This is a genomic window from Bradyrhizobium sp. UBA2491, assembly GCF_002341725.1.
In the GTDB taxonomy this organism is placed as follows: domain Bacteria; phylum Pseudomonadota; class Alphaproteobacteria; order Rhizobiales; family Xanthobacteraceae; genus Bradyrhizobium.
Genome location: NZ_DDOP01000017.1, coordinates 1 through 20,221, shown reverse-complemented (window position 1 = coordinate 20,221; position 20,221 = coordinate 1). Strand labels below are relative to the sequence as shown.

Here is a 20,221-nt window from a genome sequence, read left to right as displayed (position 1 = left end):
ACTTGGGAGTACCGCGTATGGACATGATGAGCATGGTCACCAGCATCCTGTCGATGCAGCAGGGCAACCTGCAAGGTGAGATCGCGACCCGCGTGACCAAGCAAAACCTCGACGCGGAAAAGTTCGCGGTTCAGACCCTGCTCGGCACGCCTTCGACCGCGAATCTGTCGCCCGGAATCGGCGGCAACCTCAACGCCGTCGCCTGATCAGAACCCTGCCGCGGCCGGGGCTAGCGCCGCCTTCACCAGCTTGATCGCATCGTCGCTCGCCCATTCGGCGGGGCCGGCGATATTGGCGATCTCGCAGCCCTGGCCGTCGACCAGCACCGAGGTCGGCATGCCCAGCGCCTTGCCTATGTTCTTAAGATCCTGAAAAACCTTGGCTTTCTGATCGCTGAAATAGCTGAGATTGGTCAGATTGGCCTCTTTCAGGAAGTTCTTTGGCTTGTCCGGGTCGCGGGTGTCGATGTTGATCGCGACCACCTCGAAATCCTTGCCGCCGAGCTTGGTTTGCAGGCTGTCGAGCGCCGGCATCTCCTTGCGGCAGGGTACGCACCAGGTGGCCCACAGATTGACCAGCACGGTCTTGCCGCGCCAATCCGAGAGTTTCTTCGGCTGGCCGTTGGCGTCCTCGAAGGCGAGGTCCGGTATCCTCAACGGCGTGGTGGCCATGGTCAGCGCCGCGACCTCGCCATGGGCGAGCGGGGCGATCTTCTTGGCCAGTGCGACCGCGCCGTTGCAGGCCACGTCGCCGCCGGGGGGGTGCCTGAGGCTGGAGACCCCGACATAGCCGATCACGGCTCCGACCAGCACGGCGCCGATCACCAGCGGGATGCGCCGCTTGGCAGTCGGCTTGGCGGTCGGCTCAGATGGGGGCGTCTCGGGCATATCGTTTGTCATCCTGGGTCAGTTATGGCTATGCAGTGCCGGGAATACGTTCGGAACCGCCATCCTGTTTCGCGCTACGGCCAATGAAACAGCAAGGCCTGAAATGCAAATTCGTGAGCGAGATGTCATGAGCAACAAGATGTGGGGCGGCCGGTTCTCGGAGCGTCCCGACGCGATCATGGAGGAAATCAACGTCTCCATCGACGTCGACCGTCACCTTTATGCCCAGGACATTGCCGCGTCCAAGGCCCACGCCGCGATGCTCGCCGCGCAGGGCATCATCACCTCAGCTGATGCGAAAAATATCGGTAAAGGTCTAGACACGATTTTGTCAGAAATCGGCAAGGGCGATTTCGACTTCAAGCGTGCGCTCGAGGACATCCATATGAACGTGGAGTCGCGGCTGTCCGAGCTGATCGGGCCGGCTGCGGGGCGGCTGCATACCGCACGCTCGCGCAACGACCAGGTCGCGACCGATTTCCGGCTCTATGTCCGCGACACGATCGACGAGACGAACGCGGCGCTGGCCGCGTTCCAGCAGGCGCTGGTGACCCGCGCGCTGGAGCATGCCGGAACCGTGATGCCGGGCTTCACCCATCTGCAAACCGCGCAGCCCGTCACCTTCGGCCATCATCTGCTGGCCTATGTCGAGATGGCCGGCCGCGATCGCGGCCGCTTCACCGACGCGCGCAAGCGGCTGAACGAATCGCCGCTCGGCGCCGCCGCGCTCGCCGGCACCTCGTTTCCGATCGACCGCACTGCGACCGCCCAGGCGCTCGGCTTCGACCGTCCGATGGCCAATTCGCTCGACGCGGTATCGGATCGCGATTTCGTGCTGGAGACGCTGTCGGCCGCCGCGATCTGCGCGGTGCACATGTCGCGCTTCGCCGAGGAGATCGTGATCTGGACCTCGCCGCTCGTCGGCCTCGTCAAGCTCAGCGACAAGTTCACCACCGGCTCGTCGATCATGCCGCAGAAGCGCAATCCGGACGCGGCCGAACTGGTGCGCGCCAAGACCGGCCGCGTGATCGGTGCGCTCACCGCGCTCCTGATCGTGATGAAGGGCCTGCCGCTCGCCTATCAAAAGGACATGCAGGAGGACAAGCAGGGCGCGATGGAGGCGTTCGAGGCGCTGTCGCTCGCGATCCGCGCCATGGCCGGCATGGTCGAGGATCTGGTGCCGGACGAAGCAAAGATGAAGGCCGCGGCCGGCGAGGGCTATGCCACTGCGACCGACCTTGCCGACTGGCTGGTGCGCACCCTGAAAATGCCGTTCCGCGATGCCCACCACGTTACCGGACGCATCGTCGGCCTGGCCTCCAGCAAGGGCGTGGCGCTGCACGAGCTGCCGCTTGCGGCCATGCAGGAGGTCGAACCGAAGATTACGGCAGAGGCGCTGAAGGTGCTCAGCGTCGAATCCTCGGTCAAGAGCCGGACCTCGTTTGGCGGCACGGCGCCGAAGAATGTGATGGCGCAGGCCAAGGCCTGGGCCAAGCGGCTGGAAAAAGAGCGAAAATTGGGCTGATCGAGAAAATTTGGCCGTGATTTCATCGTCCTCCGCCTCTCGCCAGAGCACGCCAATGTTTGTATGGTGCGCCCCAAATTGGGGAATTCGTCGTGACTAGCAAGAACCGCCTGACCCCCTCGGGATGGGCCATCATTGTGCTGGGCGTTTCGGCGCTTGCGCTGGGCGGCTGCGGCCGCAAGGGACCGCTCGACCTGCCGCCAACCGCGAACGCCGCGCCGGGCGCCGCAGCGAGCGATACCGAGAGCGAGCGGGCGGCACAGCCCAGCGTGTTCAATCCGACCTATGGCTCGGATGCGGCGCCGGCCGCGACCCGTGGCAATAAACGGCCCTTCGTCCTCGATCCGCTGCTCGGCAACTAATTTCGGGAGCATGATCCGGAAAAGTGGCAACCGGTTTTCCGAACAGATCATGCTCAAACAACCTAGCGTGTCATGAATCATTTCGACTATCGCAACGGCGTGCTGCATGCCGAGGCGGTCAATCTCATTGAGCTGGCGGAAGCCGTCGGCACGCCGTTCTATTGCTATTCGACCGCGACGCTGGAGCGGCACTATCGCGTCTTCACCGAAGCCTTCGCCGGCGAGAAGGCGTTGGTGTGCTACGCCATGAAGGCGAACTCCAACCAGTCGGTGTTGCGGACGCTGGCCAAGCTCGGCGCCGGCGCCGACGTGGTGTCCGGCGGCGAATTGAAGCGGGCGCTGGCGGCCGGCATTCCGCCCTCGAAGATATTGTTCTCCGGCGTCGGCAAGACCGAACCCGAGCTGCGTGCCGCACTCGCGGCCGACATCCTCTGCATCAATATCGAGTCCGAGCCGGAGCTCGAGATGCTGTCGCGACTCGCGGTCGAGATGAAGACCACCGCGCGGATCTCGGTGCGGGTCAATCCCGACGTCGATGCCGGCACCCATGCCAAGATTTCCACCGGCAAGTCGGAGAACAAGTTCGGTATTCCGATCGCACGCGCCCGCGAGGTCTATGCCCGCGCGGCGAAGCTGCCGGGCATCAAGGTCACCGGCACCGACGTGCATATCGGCAGTCAGATCACCGATCTCGGCCCGCTGGAGGCCGCCTTCCGCCTGCTCGCCGAATTCGTGCAGACGCTGCGCGCCGACGGCCATGACATCTCGCATGTCGATTTCGGCGGCGGCCTCGGCATTCCCTATTACATGGACCGCGCCGCGCCGCCGGAACCGGCCGCCTATGCCGCGATGGTCAAGCGCGTCACGCATAATCTCGGCTGCACGCTGATGTTCGAGCCTGGCCGCATGATCGTCGGCAATGCCGGCATCCTCGTGGCCCGCGTGATCCATGTGAAGCCGGGCGATGCCAAGAATTTCGTCATCATCGACGCCGCGATGAACGACCTGATCCGGCCGACGCTGTATGAGGCGCATCACGACATCCTGCCCGTGCGGCAGCAAGCCGCCGGCACGCCGACCATGATCGCCGACGTGGTCGGCCCGGTCTGCGAGACCGGCGACTACCTCGCGCTCGACCGGTCACTGCCGCAGCCGAAGGCCGGCGATCTCCTGGCGATCATGACCGCCGGCGCCTATGGCGCGGTGCAGGCCGGCACCTATAACACGCGGCCGCTGGTGCCGGAGGTGCTGGTCAAGGAGGACCAGTACGCCGTGATCCGCCCGCGCATCGATGTCGACGCGCTGATCGCGATGGACAAGCCCGCGCCGTGGCTGTGATTTTGTAGGATGGGTGGAGCGCAGCGATACCCATCGTCTCGCCGCACGGGAACCATCGATGGGTATCGCTGCGCTCCACCCATCCTACGCACCGCTTATTTGGTGGCGTGACTGCCTTTTCCGCCCACGATCACGCCCGCAGCCTTCTCGATCGGCTTGATCGCCGCGGTGAAATCCGACTCCGCACCTTCCTCCCGGATGATCACCTCCCAGAGCCGGCCGACGGCTTCGGCGACCTCCATCGACAGCCCGAGCGAGCGCATCTCCTCGACCGCGAGGCGGACGTCCTTCACCATCAAGCCGGTGGCGAAGCCGAAGTCGAAGCTGCGCGGCAAGACCGAGCGAGGAAACTTGTCGCGGCTCGCGGTGTTCAGCCCCGAGCCGGCATTGATGACGTCGATCATCACGGCCGGATCGAGCCCGGACTTCACGCCCATCACCACGGCTTCCGAGGTCGCAACCATCGCGGTTGCGGAGAGGAAGTTGTTGGCGAGCTTCATGGTCTGGCCGGAGCCCGGCTTGGTGCCGATGAAGAACACCTTGCCGATGACGTCGAGCGCGCCCTTGACCAGCTCGAAATCGGCGCGCGGGCCCGACACCATCACTGCCAGCGTGCCCTTCTCGGCGCCGGAGACGCCACCCGAGACCGGGCTGTCGATCTGCACGATGTTCTTCTTCGCCAGCAGATCGTGGATCTTCACCGCCATCTGGGAGCCGACCGTCGACAGATCGATGAAACGCTTGACGCGCGTGCCCTCGATCACGCCGCCCGCACCGGTCGCGACCTCGAGCGAGGCCTGCAACGAGGGCAGGCTCGCCATCACGGTCTCGACCCGGTCGGCGATATCCTTGGGCGACGTCGCGGCCGCAGCGCCAAGCGCAACAAGCCGGCCGAGTGCGTCCTTGCTGGTGTCGAACACGGTGAGCTTGTGGCCGGCCTCGATCAGCCGGCGCGCCATCGGGAAGCCCATCTTCCCGAGGCCGATGAATCCGATTTCCATGGGTCGTTTCCTTATTCTTCGTTATGCGCGAAGCCCCGCGCCCCTCGATGTCGTCCTGGCGAAAGCCAGGACCCATAACCACCGCATTAGATTGTTGTGCGACGCTGGGGCTCCAGCATCTCTCATCACGAACGCCTGTGGTTATGGGTCCCGGCCTTCGCCGGGACGACGGCGGTGAGGCAGCAGCGCCTCACGCCTTGTTGTCGAGCTCGGCGAACACTTCGCGCGCGATGCGGAAGCTGTCGACGCCCGCGGGAATGCCGGCATAGATCGAGACCTGCATGAAGATCTCGCGGATCTCGTCGCGTGACACGCCATTGGTCAGCGCGCCCTTGATATGCGCCTTCAACTCGTGCGGACGGTTCAGGATCGAGATCATGGCGAGGTTGAGCATGCTGCGGGTCTTGCGCGGCAACTCCTCGCGGCCCCAGACCGCGCCCCAGCAATATTCGGTGACGAGTTCCTGGAACGGCTTGTTGAAGCTGTCCGAGTTCTTCAGCGCATTGTTGACATAGGCCTCGCCGAGCACCGCCTTGCGGATTTCGAGCCCCTTGTCGTGCGTCTTCTGGTCCATGTCGTTTCCTCATGCGTTAAGGCGTTGGTTCGGCCGGGACGTTACGGGGTCGAACCGCCGCAGTCACGCCTTCGTGTTATGCGTATTTCCCGGTGTGGGTTACGTCCCGGAACGGGTGCCTCAAAGCCGCCGCTGTGCTAGGCTGACCTGCCGGCTACCCCGGAGATTTTATTGAGCGGAGCCAACATCGACCCGTCTGACACCCCGTCAAGCGCCGCGCGCGACAGCGATGCGGCTGCGCGGCTGAAGCTGACGCAACAGAAGCTCAACGAGGCTCTGCAGCGGGCAAAATTCGCGATTGCGTGGGAACGGGCCTGGCCGCATCTGGCGCGGTTCCTGACGGTCGTAGGACTGTTCCTGGTCGCGTCCTGGGCGGGGCTGTGGCTCGTGCTGCCGTTTGTCGCACGCGTGGCCGGTGCTGGGTTGTTCGGCCTTGCCGGGCTCGCGGCGCTGCTGCCGCTGGTGCACTTCCGCTGGCCGAGCCGCGAGGAAGGGCTGAGCCGGCTCGACCGCGGCGCCGGCATCCCGCACCGTCCCGCGACCACGCTCTCCGACACGCTCACCAACAAGGATCCGTTCGCGCTGGCGCTATGGCAGGCGCAGCGCGAGCGCACATTGGCCTCGCTCAAGCGGATCAGCGCCGGTCTGCCGCGGCCGCGTGTCTCGCTGCACGATCCCTGGGCGCTGCGCGCGCTGGTCATCGTGATGCTGGTCGCGACCTATGTCGCCGCCGGCGACGAACGCGGCCTGCGGGTGGCCTCGGCGTTCGACTGGAACGGCATCATGGCGCCGGCCAATGTCAGGGTCGATGCCTGGGTGACGCCGCCGAACTACACCGGCAAGCCGCCGATCATCCTGTCCAACGCCAACAAGGACGCCAGCGCCGCCGACAACACCCCGCTCGCGGTTCCCTCCGGCAGCACGCTGCTGGTGCGCTCCAGCGGCGGCACTATCGACGTCGTCGTCGGTGGCGGCGTCACCGAGGTCGCGCCCGACGGGCAGGCGCCGAAGGGCACCAACGAGCGCCATTTCAAGATCACCGCCGACGGCACCGCGCATGTCCGCGCACCGGCCGGCCAGCCGCAGTGGAAATTCACCGCGACGCCGGACCGTGCGCCGTCGATCGCGCTCGCCAAGGATCCGGAGCGGCAGGCGCGCGGCGCCTTGCAGCTGTCTTACAAGCTCGAGGACGATTACGGCGTCAGCGAAGCCCGCGCCCAATTCGTGGCGCGGCCTGCCGATGCGGGCAAGGATGCGAGCAAGGATGCCGACGGCAAGCCCGCGCAGCCGCGGCCGTTGTTCGAGGCGCCGCAATTCGCGCTGGTGCTGCCGAACGCGCGCACCCGCAACGGCGTCGGCCAGACCGTGAAGGACCTCAGCGAGGACCCCTATGCCGGCGCCGACGTGACGCTGACGCTGACGGCCAAGGACGAGGCCGGCAATGAGGGCAAGAGCGAACCCTTCAACATGCGCCTGCCCGAGCGCCTGTTCACCAAGCCCCTGGCGCGCGCGCTGATCGAGCAGCGCCGCATCCTGGCGCTCGACGCCAACCAGAACGGCCAGGTCTATGCCGCGCTCGATGCGTTGATGATCGCGCCGGAAATGTTCACGCCGGAGACCGGCTATTATCTCGGCCTGCACTCCGTGGCCCGCCAGCTCGAAGCGGCTCGCACCGACGACCAGCTGCGCGAGGTGGTTGCCAGCCTGTGGGCGCTCGCCGTCACCATCGAGGACGGCAACATCAGCGATGTCGACAAGGCGCTGCGCGCGGCGCAGGACGCGCTCAAGCAGGCGCTGGAGCGCGGCGCCAGCGACGAGGAGATCAAGAAGCTCACCGACAATCTGCGCGCGGCGCTCGACAATTTCCTGCGCCAGCTTGCCGAGCAATACCGCAACAATCCCCAGCAGCTCGCCCGCCCGCTCGATCCCAACGCCAAGGTCTTGAGCCAGCAGGACCTCAAGAACATGCTCGATCGCATGGAGCGGATGTCGCGCTCCGGCGACAAGGAATCTGCGCGGCAGCTGCTCGAGCAGATGCAGCAGATGCTGGAAAATCTGCAGATGGCGCAGCCCGGACAGGGCGACGACGGCATGCAGCAGTCGCTCAACGAGCTCGGCGACATGATCCGCAAGCAGCAGCAATTGCGTGACAAGACCTTCAAGCAGGGCCAGGATTCCCGCCGCGACCGGATGCGCGGCAAGCAGGGCGACCAACCGATGGGCGACCTGCAGCAGGATCAGCAGGCGCTGCGCGACCGGCTGAAGAAGTTGCAGGAGGAGCTTGCCAAGCGCGGCATGGGCCCGGAGCAGCGCGGCCAGAAGGGCCAAAAAGGTCAGCAAGGCGATCAGGCCCAGCAGGGCGAGCAAGGCGGCGACCAAGGTGAACAGGGCGACGACGGCGACGGGCTCGATCAGGCCGATTCCGCGATGGGCGATGCGTCCGGCAGGCTCGGCGAGGGCAATGCCGACGGTGCGGTGGATTCGCAAGGGCGTGCGCTCGATGCGCTGCGCAAGGGCGCGCAAAGCCTCGCCGAGGCGATGCAGCAAGGCGATGGCGACCAGCAGGGCGATGGCCAGGGCAATCGCGCCGGCCGCCAGCAGAGCGGCGGCAACCAGACCGATCCGCTCGGCCGTCCGCTGCACGGCCGCGAGTTCGGCGACGACTACACTGTGAAGATCCCCGGCGAGATCGACGTCCAGCGCGTCCGCCGCATCCTCGAAGAACTGCGCCGCCGCCTCGCCGATCCGTCACGGCCGCAGATCGAGCTCGACTATATCGAGCGGCTGTTGAAGGACTATTGATCCGGCCACCACCTCTGCTGTCATCGACCGGCGATCCAGTATTCCAGCGACGTCAGTGCATGAATCGAAGTCGTGGCGTGCTGGATGTCCGCTTTCGCGGGCCATGAAGCGGTGTCTCCGTCCACTTCTCCCCGTCGGGGAGAGGTCGACGCGAAGCGCTGGGTGAGGGCTCTTGCCCTCTCGATGGCCTGTACCCCCTCACCCGATTTGCTGCGCAAATCGGCCTCTCCCAAGGGAGAGGTGAACCTTCGACGCCGTTCCATCTCAACCTAATCTCATCATGCTCTAGCTAGCCTTCGGTGCCGCCAGCGCAGCCGCAACCGCGTTGCGGATATCGGCCACCGCGATCGGTCTTTTCACCATCGACGGATTTGACCGGAATGGTTTCCACGTGTGCACCGTACGAAATTGAATGTACGTCGCCGTGAAGGTTGACGGAGTCGGTTTACGCAATCTAAGTATTCAAACTGCGCCTGATGCCGATTGAACCTGCCGTGAACCTGGCCCGCGCCGCGATTCTGATCGCACTATTCTTCACCGCCGTGATCGCGGCGATATTGCTGCTGTGCGAGCCGCCGCGCGCCTGTCCTGGTTGGCATCCACTGACGGATTCGTCTGAGACGATTTGGCTCATGTTGTTGGTTTGGACGGCTCCGTCGATTGCCCTTCCATGTTTCATTGTCGTTCGCTGGAATTGGCTTCTGCAGAAGGCGACCGAGAGAAACGGCTCAGGGTTGGTACCAGCGGACGAGGCAGGCGACTCGGTGTTGGTACCGGCCGAGTTCGCTTTAAGCCGTATATGCGTCGTCTCCGCGGCGGTGTCGCAGTTTCCACTCTTGTTTGTCGTCGATTGTGTGACCAGATGACCGGCTCGCCAGCCTTGTCATCCACTCGGCTTCTCCGAAGCGGCCGCTAACAGCCTGAAGGCAGCGCGACCGTCCAACAATCAGCTCTTCCGTGCCGCCAGCGCATCCGCCACCGCGGTGCGGATATCGGCCACCGAGAACGGTTTCGTCACCACGTCATGCACGATGGCACTGAGGCCCGACGCGCGCTCGCGCTGATGGGCGAAGCCGGTCATCAGCAGGATTTTCAATTCCGGGAAGTCGCGCGCCGCGGTCAGCGCCAGCGCGATGCCGTCCATGATGGGCATCTGGATGTCGGTGAGCAGCAGGTCGAACGCGCCTTCGTCGCGGGTCAGCAGTTCCAGCGCCTCCGCGCCGTCCTGCGCGGTCACGGTCTCATGGCCGTCCATCGCAATGGCACGCGCCACCAGCGAGCGCATCGAGTCTTCATCGTCGGCGATCAGAACACGCGTCATGGTGATGGGTCAGGTCCCGAAAGGATTGGTCGGCAGCCTCAGGCGCGGCCGCCGGCGAGGTCGTGCTTGTTGAAGAAGCGTACGTCGATATTGCGGCCTTCGGGCGGCGGCGAGGCGAGCCGCGACTTGAAGAAGGCGCGCTCGCCGGGATTGAGCACCGGCTGCTCCAGCACCGCGTTCCAGGCGTAGATTTCGGCACCCTGCGCGTCGCGCACCGAGAAGCGCAGCCGCGGCAATTCGACCGGCTTCCTGGTCTGGCCGACGATCATGCCCTCGATCACCAGCACCGGCTTGCCGTCCACGGTCTCGTTGGTGATCTTGAGGTCCTTGAAGGCGAGGCCGCGCAGATTCACGTCGAGCCCGACCATCTTGTAGAACAGCGCCGTCTGCGGCAGCAGGCGGACCACGTCGTTGCGCCAGACGAACAGCGCGATGATCAGCGCGCCCATGGCGCCGCAGGTGGTCGGCAGGGCGCCGATCACCGGCATGAAGGGAATCCGCGGCAGGGCCGGCAGGCGGAACAGGCGGGGAAGCCGGAAGCGGCGCCTGGTCCCGGCGGTCTCTTCGGCGTCGGCATGGACGGCGGCGTCCGCCTCGGCCACGACAGGCCATTCAGCCTCACGGTGCCCGTCGGAGGGCAAATCAGCCGAAATCGAGGGGCTGTCGACCACCGGGGTCTCGTTAACGTCCTCCCGACCCATCGCCTCCCATTCGGCGGCGAGATCGGAGCCCGCGGGCTGGTAGGCCAGGGTGGGGGCGACGGTCTCCATCGCGTCTTCCGGCCGGGCCAGCCAGACCTCGCGGCAGCGGGAACAGCGGACGGTGCGCCCGGCTGCGCCCAGCGTGGCCGGATTGATGGCGTAGGATGTTGTACAATGCGGGCAAACGATATGCATGGAGCCGAATCTCCGTATGCCCGGATGCTACTTAGCGACCGTTAACGAATCGGAAACCATAACCGACGCACAACCTTTCAGTGCGGTTCGCGGCCGATCGGCCAGTGCCCGGGCCGCAGGTTTCGGGTGGCGTGCGGGGTATCGGGCTATCGGCCCTGTCGAACGGAGCTAGCGCATTGGTTCGGTTCGAAAATGTCGGTCTGCGCTACGGGCTCGGCCCGGAGATTTTGCGCGACCTGTCCTTCATGATCCCGGCGCATTCGTTCCAGTTCCTCACCGGGCCGTCCGGCGCCGGAAAGACCTCGCTGCTGCGGCTGCTGTTCCTGTCGCTGCGGCCGACCCGCGGGCTGGTCAATCTGTTCGGCAAGGATGTCTCCCTGCTCAACAAGGACCAGGTCGCCGACCTGCGCAAGCGCATCGGCATCGTGCTGCAGGATTTCCGCCTGCTCGACCACATGACGACCTATGAGAACGTCGCGCTGCCGTTCCGGGTGATGGGCCGCGAGGAATCGACCTATCGCCGCGAGGTGATCGACCTGCTGAAATGGGTCGGCCTCGGCGAGCGCATGGATGCGCTGCCGCCGATCCTGTCGGGTGGCGAGAAACAGCGCGCCGCGATCGCGCGCGCGGTGATCTCGCGGCCGCAGCTGCTGCTCGCCGACGAGCCGACCGGCAGCGTCGATCCGACGCTCGGGCGCCGCCTGCTGCGGCTGTTCATCGAGCTGAACAAATCCGGCACCGCGGTCATCATTGCGACCCACGACATCACGCTGATGGATCAATACGAGGCGCGGCGGCTGGTGCTGCATCAGGGACGGCTGCACATCTATGAGTAGGAGCGGCGACGAGAAGGTGTCGTTGGTCGATCTCGGGCGCGAGCGTCCGCAGGTCCCGGCCACCGCGCGCAACATGTCGCCGATCGTGCCGCGCGCCTCGATCTCGGGCCGCGCGCTGGTCGCGGTGGTCGCGATCATGACCTTCCTTGCCTCGCTGACCACCGGCACCGTGCTGCTGGTCAGCGCCTCGGCCGCCGAATGGCAGTCCGAGGTGGCGAGCGAGATCACCATCCAGGTGCGCCCGTCACCCGGCCGCGACCTCGACCGCGACGCGCAGGCCGCGGTCGACGCGATACGGGCGCAGTCCGGCATCCTCGAGGTCCGTCCGTTCAGCAAGGAGGAGTCCGCCAAGCTGCTGGAGCCGTGGCTCGGCAGCGGGCTCTCGATCGACGAGCTGCCGGTGCCGCGTGTCATCGTGGCGCGGGTGCAGCCGGGCAGTACGCTCGATCTCGCTGCGCTGCGCACCCGCCTGACGCAGGCGGCGCCGACCGCGAGCGTCGACGATCACCGCGCCTGGATCGAGCGCATGCGCTCGATGACCGGCGCCACGGTGTTCGCCGGCATCGGCATCCTGATCCTGGTGATCATCGCCACCATCATCTCGGTGTCGTTCGCGACTCGCGGCGCGATGGCTGCTAACCGTCCGATCGTCGAGGTGCTGCATTTCGTCGGCGCCGGCGACAGCTTCATCGCCAACCGCTTCCTGCGTCATTTCCTCAGGCTCGGCCTCGAGGGCGGGCTGATCGGCGGCGGTGCGGCGATGCTGGCCTTCGGCTTCTCGGAATCGATCGCCAACTGGTTCTCCGGCACGCCGGTGGGCGACCAGTTCGCGGCCCTGCTCGGCACCTTCTCGCTACGCCCGTCCGGCTATCTGGTGCTGGCGATGCAGGCGGTGCTGATCGCGGCGATCACCGCATGGGCGTCGCGGCGCACCCTGTTCGCGACGCTCGACGACATCGACTGACGGGCCGCGACAGCGCAATCATGGTGGCAGTATCGTGATCGCGTTGCGCCGTGAGGTGTGATTTCGTGCGCATGGCCGGCGCCCCGGCCGAGGCAAAACCGGTTTCCACTTTTCCACGCCATGCTCTAAAATCCCCCGGGGGAAGGATATCAGCATCACATGAGCTTGCAGCCCGACGAAACGTCGCCGAATGGCCGTGCCGCGCGCCCGCGCGGCTGGCTGCGCGCCGTCATCGTCGCGCCGCTGGCGCTCGTCTTCGTCGCCGCGGCGGTCGGCTTCATCGGCTTCCTGTCGCAATTGCGCGGCGTCGAGACCGATCCGCCGCACAATGCCGATGGCATCGTGGTGCTGACCGGCGGGTCGTCGCGGGTCTCGGATGCGATGGAACTGCTGGCGCATGGCTACGGCAAGCGGCTGCTGATCTCGGGCGTGCACCCGACCAACGACGCCAGCGACATTTCCCGCTCGGTGCCGGACAGTCAGGGGCTGATGAGCTGCTGCGTCGATCTCGACCGCTCGGCGGTCAACACCCGTAGCAATGCGGCGGAGACGCGGCGCTGGGCGCGCGAGCGCGGCTTCAAGTCGTTGATCGTGGTGACCTCGAACTACCACATGCCGCGCGCGATCGTGGAACTGTCGCATGCGATGCCGGACATCACGCTGATCCCGTTCGCGGTGGTCGGCGACAAATGGCGCGATGAGCCATGGTGGACGAGTGGCGGAACCTTCCGTCTCTTGCTATCGGAATACGCCAAATATGTCGCGGCCGAGCTCCGGGTCCGGCTGGCCGATATCGGCCTCGATCTCACCTCCGATATCGCCGAGCCGAGTGCTGTGCCACGCCGCCCGGCGACGGCGCAGGCGAACTAGGACCACGCATGATCCGGGAAACGGCCAAGCGGCTGCTCAAACAAGGGTTGCAATGATCTTCCTGCGTTCGCTGATCTTCAACGTGCTGTTCTATCTGGTGCTGGTGGTGCTGTGCATCGTCGCGCTGCCGGCGCTGCTGTTGCCGCGTGGCGCGCTGATGGCGCTCGAGGCCGTATGGGCCAATACCAGCCTGTTCCTGATGCGCGTGATCTGCAACATCAGGATCGAGTTCCGCGGTGTCGAGAAGATTCCGGCCGGACCCTTGGTGGTCGCCTCGAAGCATCAGTCGTTCTGGGAGACGTTCGCGCTGGTGCGCTTCTTCGAGTATCCGCTGTTCATCCTCAAGCGCGAGCTGATGATGATCCCGGTGTTCGGCTGGTACCTGAAAAAGGTCGGCATGATCTCGGTCGAGCGCGGCGGCGGCCCGCGCTCGCTGATCAAGACGCTGAAGGCGGCAGCGGCCGAGGTGAAGCGCGGCCGTCAGCTCGTGATCTTTCCGGAGGGCACCCGCACCGCGCCCGGCGCGGCGCCGAACTACAAGGCCGGCGTCGCCCAGATCTATGCCGAGAGCGCCGTGCCGTGCCTGCCGATCGCGCTCAATTCCGGGCTGTTCTGGCCGCGCCGCACCTTCATGCGCTATCCTGGCACGCTGGTGGTCGAATTCCTCGATCCGCTGCCGCCGGGATTGCCGCGCGACGAGTTCATGAACAGGCTGCGCGAGTCCATCGAGACCGCCACCACCCGCATCGTCGACGCCGGCCGCGCCGAGCAGGAGAAACTGTTCGGCGGCGTGCCGGGTTCGGCGGGGCACTAGAGGCATGCTTGTTGGCGCACATCGGTCCGCCGATCACAGCGGCCGATGCGCAATCCAATCATGCCATCGTTACCGGCCGGCCGCCGCGTCGGTGTTGAAGATCTCGCCTTGCGGCACCCAGCTCTTGCCGTCGAAGGTCGCGACCTGCATCTGCGTGAACGGCGCGTAGCGGTCCGGCCGCGTCGAGATCGTGATGCCGGGGAGCAGCAGCGGCGCGACGACCTTGTTGAGGTTGGTCGCCTGCTTCAACAGGTTCTCGCGGGTCAGGTCATCGCCGCACATCTCTATGATCTTCACCGTCATGTAGGCTGAGATGTAGCCGGTGACGTTGCTGCCGTCGGCGATATCGCCTTGCGGAAACCACTTCGCCAGGAATTCCTTGAACTCCTTGACGTCGGCGGCGTTCTCCCAGGTCGGATCGGTGGGGGTCTTGAACGCGAGCGCGGTCAACACGCCCTTCGATGCCTCGACGCCGGCCGGCTCCATGACGCCCTTGATCGACGAGGAGACGCTGACGACGAAATTCAGCGGCTTCCAGCCGAGCTCGTAGACCTTGCGGATCGCCTGTGCGCCGAACTTGGGCGTCGCCATCGTGAACAGCGTGTCGGCGCCGGATGCTTTCAGCGATACGATCTGCGAATCGACGGTCGGATCTGAGACCTCGTAGGTCACCTCCTTGACGATCATCGTCTTCGCCTTGTCGCCGAGGCCGTCCTTCAGCCCCTTGACGTAGTCCTTTCCGGCGTCGTCGTTCTGCGAGAACACGCCGAGCTTGGCGTCGGGCTTGTTCTTCAACAGGTATTTCGCGAAGATCATGCCCTCCATCTGGTAGGGCGGATAGAGCTGCGTGGTCCACGGGAAGTTCTTCGGGTCGTCCCATTTCGCCGCCCCCGTCGAGATGAAGAGCTGCGGGACCTTCTTCTGGTTCAGATATTTCTGGCTCGCGGAATTCGTCGGCGTGCCGATGGTGCCGACGATCGCCAGCACCTCGTCCTGTTCGACGAGACGTCGCGTCTGCTCCACGGTTTTCGGCGGCGAATAGGCGTCATCCAATGAGATCAGCTTGATCTTGCGTCCGTTCACGCCGCCCTTGGCGTTGATCATCGCGTAGTAGGCTTCTTCGATGCGCCCCTGGGTACCGTATGCGGACGCCGGGCCGCTGTAGGGCATGGTCTGGCCGATCTTCACTTCGGTATCGGTGACGCCGGGGCCGTATTTCTTCTCGGCGTGGGCCGGAGCGGCTGCGGCCGCCAGCACGAGGGCGCAGAACAATGCACGTGAGTAACGCAGCGTCATGGCGAGTCTCTCCCCAAGTATTGATCACACTCTTCGGTGTGTGCTCGCATGATCGCTGCTCCACGCCCGGCGTCAAGTATCGCCGTTGACGCGCTCTCTGCGCGGCCGGGAGGCACGCTTCAAGCGCGGTGCGGCTTCTGCTTGTGTAGCCATGCGCATTGGCAATCATTCCGGTTCTGCTACGCTGCGACCGCGCGTGTCATCGAATTCAACGCCGGTGAAGCACGATGAAGCTGATTGCCCTGACAGCCGCGATAGTGATCGGATATTGCCTGCCTGCGGCGGCCCAGCCCGTCGGTGCCGCCCTCTATGCGCAGCGCTGCGCGCAGTGCCATGACGGTGGCAACCCTGATGTTCGCGCGCCGAGCCGCGCCGTGCTGCAATCGAAATCGTTCGCCGAGGTGATGGGCGCGATCACCACGGGGCCGATGGCCTCGTTCGCGCAGGGGCTGACCAATGACGAGCGGACGGCGATCGCATCGCTCGTCACCGGTAAGGTTGCTGAGCAACCCGCAACGGGAAGCGCCGGCCGATGCGCGGCGAGCGAGACCGGTTTTCCGCGCCCGATCGATGGGCCGCGCTGGAACGGTTGGGGCGCCGATCTCAACAACAGCCGGTTTCAGCCGGCGGCGATGGCCGGTCTCGCGCCGGACCAGGTCTCGCGGTTGCATCTGAAATGGGCGTTCGGGTTTCCTGACACGTCCAACGCCAATGCGCAGCCGACCGTTGTCGGCGGCCTGCTGTTCGTCGGTGGCGGCGACCGCAAGGTCCATGCGCTCGACGCCAGCAGCGGATGCACAAGGTGGGTGTTTCCGACCGAGGCGCCGGTCCGGGCTGCGATCAGTTTCGCGTCGCTGGATGACAACCGGTTTGCAGTCGTCTTCGGCGATGTGCGTGCCAACGTCTACGCTGTGAATGCTGCGACCGGTGCGCTGATCTGGAAGAGCAAGGTCGACGATCATCCGGCCGCCCGGATTACCGGTGCACCGACCGTCTATTCCGGCGTCGTCTATGTTGGCGTTTCCTCGATCGAGGAAGCCACGGGATCGCGGCCGACTTACCAATGCTGCACGTTTCGCGGCAGCGTCGTCGCGCTGAAGGCCGCGACCGGCGCGCAGATCTGGAAGTCCTACACCATCCCCGAGGCGCCGCAGCCCACCCGGACCAACGGTTATGGCACCCAGCTGTTCGGCCCGGCCGGCGCGTCGGTCTGGTCCGCGCCGACCATCGACGTCCAGCGCAAGGCGCTCTACGTCGCGACGTCGAACAGCTACGCCGATCCGGCAACCGACACCAGCGATGCCGTCCTCGCGTTCGATCTTGCGACCGGCCGGATGCTTTGGCACCAGCAGGCCACGCCCAAGGACAGCTTCGTCGTCGCCTGTTTCGGTTTCGACCAGTCCAACTGCCCGCAGGACCGCGGCCCCGATTACGACTTTGGACAATCGCCGATCCTGGTGAGCCTGCATGACGGACACCGCGTGCTGGCGGTCGGCCAGAAATCCGGCGTGGTCCATGCGCTGGATCCCGACCATGACGGCAAGATCCTGTGGCAGACACGGATCGGTAAGGGAGGCGCGCTGGGTGGCACCGAGTGGGGCTCCGCCGCGGACCAGGACCGCATCTACGTCGCCAACTCAGACGTGCGGTTTCTGACCGACGGCACGCGGCGTCTCAATTCGAAGGAAGGCGGCGGCCTGTTCGCGCTGGATCTGGCGACCGGGAAAATCACCATGCAGGTGGCGCCGGTGGCCTGTGGCGATCGCGCCCAGTGCAGTCCGGCGTTGTCGGCTGCGGTCACGGTCATTCCCGGCGTCGTGTTCTCGGGCGGCGTGAGCGGCTTCCTGCGCGCCTATGCCACCGATGACGCGCGGCTGCTCTGGGAGATCGACACCGCGCGCGACTACCCCACCGTGAACGGCGTTCCGGCCCACGGCGGCGCCATGGACGGACCGGGGCCGATCGTCGTCGACGGCATGCTGTACGTCAATTCAGGCTACGCCCAATGGGGCGGGTTATCCGGCAACGTCCTGCTGGCGTTCGAGGTCGGCGGTTCCTGAAAGCGAGCCGGTCAGACCAGGCCCGCCGAGGGAAGGCGGATCGCTGCCCGAAGTCCGCCCAGCGAGGACCGGTCCAGGGTCAGCGAGCCGCCATAGAGCTCGGCGAGTTCGCGTGTGATCGACAGTCCGAAGCCGAATCCCGGAGCGCTCTCGTCGAGCCGCCGGCCGGCCTGCATCGCCTGCGACATCTGCTCCGGCGAAAGCCCCGGTCCGTCGTCGTCGATGACGATGACGACGTCCCGACCGTCCTCGCTCGATCCGACGACGACCTCGCTCCGGCACCAGGAGAATGCGTTCTCCAGCACGTTTCCGAGCATCTCGTCGATATCTTGTTGCTCGCAAGCGACCGAGAGTTCGGATGGAATGTGGTTGACGAAGGCGATTTGCTTGTCGGCGTTCACTTTGCCGAGGACGAGGGCAAGATCCGTGACGCGCGATGCAACCGCCGTTCGGCTTCGGACCGGTCCGCCGAGCGCGGCGGATCGGGCACGTCCCAGATGATGGCGAATGCGGCGATCCATCAGGACGACGAGATCGTGGAGATCCGTCGAGCCCGACGGTTGCTTTTGCAGCGCGATCGCCAGGGTCGCCAGCGGCGTCTTCAAGCCGTGCGCAAGATTGGACACGTGCCTTCGTGCCCGTTCGAGGTTTGTCGCGTTCTGGACCAGCAGCGCGTTGAGTTCGGTGGCCAGCGGCTGCACCTCGCTCGGCTGAGCGTCGGGCACGCGCTCGCTCTGCCCCGATCTCACGTCGGCCACTGCGCGGCGCAGTTGCTCCAGCGGGCGCAATCCCAGTCTGACCTGAATCAGCATGGCGCAGATCAATGCGATACCGAGCGCGGCAAGCGACAACGCCAATGTGCGCATTGCTTCCCATAACGGTCCGAGCACCGCGTCTCTCGGCGCGGAAGCCACGATCGTCGCCGGAACTCCGGATGCCGATACGTTCAGGATGCGGAAGTGCAGCTTGCGGTCGTCCGGACCGATGCCATCGGCCGGCGCGGGGCGGTCTCGCGGCGGCGGATCGTCGTCGGCTTGGCGGGGCGGGGGCGGAGGTGGCGGCGGCCTGTGGCGGAGATCGGGAGGAGCCAGATCGGCACCATCGAGCGACCGGGATCGCAGCGTATTCTTCGGTCCGGAGATTTCCCAGTACCAGCCGTGCCGGCGGCGGTCGAACGGCGGCCCGTCGGCGGATCCCGCCAGACGCAAATTGCCGTTCCCGTCGGCATCGAGCATCGACGACAGGAACAGGATCTGGGCGTCGAGCCTCTGATCGATCTGCCCCTGCACGAAGCGATGCAGGACGAACGAGATCAGGACTGCGGCGACGACGAGCGCGACGGTGATGAACACGCCGGCTCCGATCATCAGGCGTCGGCTGAGTGACGTCGTTCGGCTCATCAGCGGGAGCCCGAGTTGAGCTTGTAGCCGCGACCCCTCTCGGTCTCGATCAGCGCTTTGCCGATCTTGCGACGCAGCCTCGCGACGATCACTTCGATCGAATTGGAGTCCGTCCCGACGTCGCCTTCGTAGACCTTCTCCGAGAGCAGGCTGCGCTCGACGACGGTGTCCTTGCGGAGGACGAGGCATTCCAGAACCCGCCATTCCAGCGCAGTCAACTTCAACGGCAGTCCATCGAGCTCGAACACGCCGGTCTGCGTTTCGAAGCTCAGCGGGCCGCATGAGATTCGCGGCGCGGAATGCCCGGAGGCGCGGCGGACGAGTGCGCGGAGGCGCATGACCAACTCCTCGGTCCGGAACGGCTTCGTCAGATAGTCGTCGGCGCCTGCCTTGAAGCCGTCCACCTTGTCGGTCCAGCCGTCACGCGCGGTCAGGATCAGCACGGGCAAATGCCGGTCGTGCTTGCGCCATCCGCGCAAGACGTCGATGCCGGGCACTTTCGGCAGGCCGAGATCGAGCACCGCGGCGTCGTAGGATTCGGTCTCGCCGAGATGCTGTCCGTCCTCGCCGTTCGCGGCCACGTCGACCGCAAAGTTCTCCTCGCGCAGGGCGCGGGCGATCTCTTGCGCGAGCAGGCGATCATCTTCGACCAGAAGGATTTTCATTCCGCTTCACCTCGGCTGCACCTATGCCCGGGAGCTTAACCCAACCTGAACGAAACGGTTCAGGCTGGATTGGGGAGGGTGCCCTAGGCTGCGGTCATCGCAATCGATGAAAGGACGGTCCGATGACCGAAAGCCAATCACCTTCGGATGCTAGCCTGGCGCCCGCTGCGCGCCCGCAGATCCGGCATCGTAGTCTGCTCGCAGGCGTGGCACTTGCCGTGCTCGCGGTCGGCGCGGCTGCCGGAGCCGGCGGCGTGAGGCTCGCCGAGAAGTGGCAGCCGCGCAGCGTCATGCTGCTGCAACCGACCGCTATCAACGCGCTCCAGCCCGGCGCGCCGTCAGCCGTGCATGGCAGCGTGTCCGAGATATTCGGCAACAAGTTCATCCTCGACGACGGCAGCGGTCGCGCGCTGGTCGACCTCGGGCCACGCGGTGAAAATGCCGATACGGTGGCCAAAGGCGAGATCCTCACGGTCCAGGGCAGCTTCGATCGGGGTGTCATCCACGCCCAGATCGTTGCGCATGCCGACGGTCGCACGGAGGCGTTCGGTCCCCCGCCGCCCCCGCGACCCGGCGCACCGCCTCCGCCGCGGCGGGCAGAAGCTCCGGT

At 65.6% G+C, this 20,221-nt stretch carries 20 protein-coding genes; 12 read left to right on the top strand and 8 right to left on the bottom strand.

All coding sequences use genetic code 11. From position 1 onward, the window contains the following. Window positions 1-206 (top strand): putative motility protein (locus B2W55_RS05380; protein ID WP_414631650.1); only part of this gene is annotated, 206 nt, incomplete at its 5' end. Here the strand turns inward: B2W55_RS05380 and tlpA are convergent. Continuing rightward, window positions 207-887: a thiol:disulfide interchange protein TlpA gene (tlpA, locus tag B2W55_RS05375; RefSeq protein ID WP_024584750.1), complete on the bottom strand. Its 681-nt coding sequence runs from the start codon at window positions 885-887 to the stop codon at window positions 207-209. It abuts the gene before it with no gap. A 127-nt stretch (window positions 888-1,014) separates the two neighbouring features. Between tlpA and argH the strand changes: the two genes are divergently transcribed. The 3 genes from argH to lysA all read left to right on the top strand — a co-directional run bounded on the left by argH (window position 1,015) and on the right by lysA (window position 4,112). Beyond that, complete coding sequence (gene argH / locus B2W55_RS05370; RefSeq protein WP_024584751.1) at window positions 1,015-2,412, top strand: argininosuccinate lyase; 1,398 nt, start codon at window positions 1,015-1,017, stop codon at window positions 2,410-2,412. Window positions 2,413-2,504: 92 nt separating this feature from the next. Next, window positions 2,505-2,774, top strand: coding sequence for an LPS translocon maturation chaperone LptM (gene lptM / locus B2W55_RS05365; RefSeq protein ID WP_024584752.1), 270 nt, complete (start codon window positions 2,505-2,507; stop codon window positions 2,772-2,774). Between the two features lie 72 nt (window positions 2,775-2,846). After that, on the top strand, window positions 2,847-4,112 hold the full coding sequence (gene lysA, locus B2W55_RS05360) for a diaminopimelate decarboxylase (protein ID WP_024584753.1): 1,266 nt from the start codon (window positions 2,847-2,849) through the stop codon (window positions 4,110-4,112). Between the two features lie 95 nt (window positions 4,113-4,207). On the opposite strand, the gene B2W55_RS05355 is transcribed toward lysA, so the two are convergent. Both B2W55_RS05355 and B2W55_RS05350 read right to left on the bottom strand, forming a co-directional pair. After that, complete coding sequence (locus tag B2W55_RS05355; RefSeq protein ID WP_024584754.1) at window positions 4,208-5,113, bottom strand: NAD(P)-dependent oxidoreductase; 906 nt, start codon at window positions 5,111-5,113, stop codon at window positions 4,208-4,210. Window positions 5,114-5,303: 190 nt separating this feature from the next. Beyond that, window positions 5,304-5,687, bottom strand: coding sequence for a carboxymuconolactone decarboxylase family protein (locus B2W55_RS05350; RefSeq protein ID WP_018268955.1), 384 nt, complete (start codon window positions 5,685-5,687; stop codon window positions 5,304-5,306). 171 nt (window positions 5,688-5,858) lie between these two features. On the opposite strand from B2W55_RS05350, the gene B2W55_RS05345 reads away from it, so the two are divergent. Next, a complete protein-coding gene (locus B2W55_RS05345) occupies window positions 5,859-8,489 on the top strand; it encodes a TIGR02302 family protein (protein ID WP_024584755.1) in 2,631 nt (876 codons plus the stop codon). Between the two features lie 494 nt (window positions 8,490-8,983). After that, window positions 8,984-9,355, top strand: coding sequence for a hypothetical protein (locus B2W55_RS05340; protein ID WP_145987236.1), 372 nt, complete (start codon window positions 8,984-8,986; stop codon window positions 9,353-9,355). Window positions 9,356-9,435: 80 nt separating this feature from the next. Here the strand turns inward: B2W55_RS05340 and B2W55_RS05335 are convergent, their stop codons facing one another. Together B2W55_RS05335 and B2W55_RS05330 are read right to left on the bottom strand one after the other, a co-directional pair. Beyond that, the gene (locus B2W55_RS05335; protein ID WP_024584757.1) at window positions 9,436-9,810 is read right to left on the bottom strand and encodes a response regulator; all 375 of its coding nucleotides are present in this window, start codon (window positions 9,808-9,810) and stop codon (window positions 9,436-9,438) included. Between the two features lie 38 nt (window positions 9,811-9,848). Beyond that, the gene (locus B2W55_RS05330) at window positions 9,849-10,706 is read right to left on the bottom strand and encodes an MJ0042-type zinc finger domain-containing protein (protein ID WP_024584758.1); all 858 of its coding nucleotides are present in this window, start codon (window positions 10,704-10,706) and stop codon (window positions 9,849-9,851) included. Between the two features lie 176 nt (window positions 10,707-10,882). On the opposite strand from B2W55_RS05330, the gene ftsE reads away from it, so the two are divergent. From ftsE to B2W55_RS05310, 4 genes are all read left to right on the top strand, one after another. Further along, complete coding sequence (gene ftsE / locus B2W55_RS05325) at window positions 10,883-11,542, top strand: cell division ATP-binding protein FtsE (protein ID WP_024584759.1); 660 nt, start codon at window positions 10,883-10,885, stop codon at window positions 11,540-11,542. Beyond that, complete coding sequence (locus tag B2W55_RS05320; protein ID WP_024584760.1) at window positions 11,535-12,506, top strand: cell division protein FtsX; 972 nt, start codon at window positions 11,535-11,537, stop codon at window positions 12,504-12,506. Before ftsE ends, B2W55_RS05320 begins: the two co-directional genes overlap by 8 nt. A 159-nt stretch (window positions 12,507-12,665) precedes the next feature. After that, window positions 12,666-13,376: a YdcF family protein gene (locus tag B2W55_RS05315; RefSeq protein ID WP_024584761.1), complete on the top strand. Its 711-nt coding sequence runs from the start codon at window positions 12,666-12,668 to the stop codon at window positions 13,374-13,376. Window positions 13,377-13,428: 52 nt separating this feature from the next. Next, window positions 13,429-14,190: a lysophospholipid acyltransferase family protein gene (locus B2W55_RS05310; protein WP_024584762.1), complete on the top strand. Its 762-nt coding sequence runs from the start codon at window positions 13,429-13,431 to the stop codon at window positions 14,188-14,190. Window positions 14,191-14,259: 69 nt separating this feature from the next. Here B2W55_RS05310 and B2W55_RS05305 read toward each other — a convergent pair whose 3' ends face one another. Further along, window positions 14,260-15,486, bottom strand: coding sequence for an ABC transporter substrate-binding protein (locus B2W55_RS05305; RefSeq protein WP_024584763.1), 1,227 nt, complete (start codon window positions 15,484-15,486; stop codon window positions 14,260-14,262). Window positions 15,487-15,713: 227 nt separating this feature from the next. Between B2W55_RS05305 and B2W55_RS05300 the strand changes: the two genes are divergently transcribed. Further along, window positions 15,714-17,546, top strand: a complete 1,833-nt coding sequence (locus B2W55_RS05300) for a PQQ-binding-like beta-propeller repeat protein (protein ID WP_024584764.1) — start codon at window positions 15,714-15,716, stop codon at window positions 17,544-17,546. 11 nt (window positions 17,547-17,557) lie between these two features. Here B2W55_RS05300 and B2W55_RS05295 read toward each other — a convergent pair whose 3' ends face one another. After that, complete coding sequence (locus tag B2W55_RS05295) at window positions 17,558-18,898, bottom strand: sensor histidine kinase (protein WP_291532188.1); 1,341 nt, start codon at window positions 18,896-18,898, stop codon at window positions 17,558-17,560. Between the two features lie 47 nt (window positions 18,899-18,945). Further along, the gene (locus tag B2W55_RS05290; RefSeq protein ID WP_024584766.1) at window positions 18,946-19,611 is read right to left on the bottom strand and encodes a response regulator transcription factor; all 666 of its coding nucleotides are present in this window, start codon (window positions 19,609-19,611) and stop codon (window positions 18,946-18,948) included. A gap of 122 nt (window positions 19,612-19,733) precedes the next feature. Here B2W55_RS05290 and B2W55_RS05285 point away from each other — a divergent pair. Continuing rightward, window positions 19,734-20,221: hypothetical protein (locus B2W55_RS05285; RefSeq protein ID WP_291532187.1), on the top strand; the 488-nt coding region annotated here is incomplete at its 3' end.

Excerpts from the sequence above, each read along its gene's own strand:
- B2W55_RS05335 (WP_024584757.1), bottom strand. The coding sequence starts at position 9,810 with ATGACGCGTGTTCTGATCGCCGACGATGAAGACTCGATGCGCTCGCTG.
- B2W55_RS05310 (WP_024584762.1), top strand. The coding sequence starts at position 13,429 with ATGATCTTCCTGCGTTCGCTGATCTTCAACGTGCTGTTCTATCTGGTG.
- argH (WP_024584751.1), top strand. The coding sequence starts at position 1,015 with ATGAGCAACAAGATGTGGGGCGGCCGGTTCTCGGAGCGTCCCGACGCG.
- B2W55_RS05305 (WP_024584763.1), bottom strand. The coding sequence starts at position 15,486 with ATGACGCTGCGTTACTCACGTGCATTGTTCTGCGCCCTCGTGCTGGCG.
- B2W55_RS05290 (WP_024584766.1), bottom strand. The coding sequence starts at position 19,611 with ATGAAAATCCTTCTGGTCGAAGATGATCGCCTGCTCGCGCAAGAGATC.
- lysA (WP_024584753.1), top strand. The coding sequence starts at position 2,847 with ATGAATCATTTCGACTATCGCAACGGCGTGCTGCATGCCGAGGCGGTC.
- tlpA (WP_024584750.1), bottom strand. The coding sequence starts at position 887 with ATGCCCGAGACGCCCCCATCTGAGCCGACCGCCAAGCCGACTGCCAAG.
- B2W55_RS05320 (WP_024584760.1), top strand. The coding sequence starts at position 11,535 with ATGAGTAGGAGCGGCGACGAGAAGGTGTCGTTGGTCGATCTCGGGCGC.
- B2W55_RS05350 (WP_018268955.1), bottom strand. The coding sequence starts at position 5,687 with ATGGACCAGAAGACGCACGACAAGGGGCTCGAAATCCGCAAGGCGGTG.
- B2W55_RS05330 (WP_024584758.1), bottom strand. The coding sequence starts at position 10,706 with ATGCATATCGTTTGCCCGCATTGTACAACATCCTACGCCATCAATCCG.
- B2W55_RS05300 (WP_024584764.1), top strand. The coding sequence starts at position 15,714 with ATGAAGCTGATTGCCCTGACAGCCGCGATAGTGATCGGATATTGCCTG.
- B2W55_RS05355 (WP_024584754.1), bottom strand. The coding sequence starts at position 5,113 with ATGGAAATCGGATTCATCGGCCTCGGGAAGATGGGCTTCCCGATGGCG.
- B2W55_RS05315 (WP_024584761.1), top strand. The coding sequence starts at position 12,666 with ATGAGCTTGCAGCCCGACGAAACGTCGCCGAATGGCCGTGCCGCGCGC.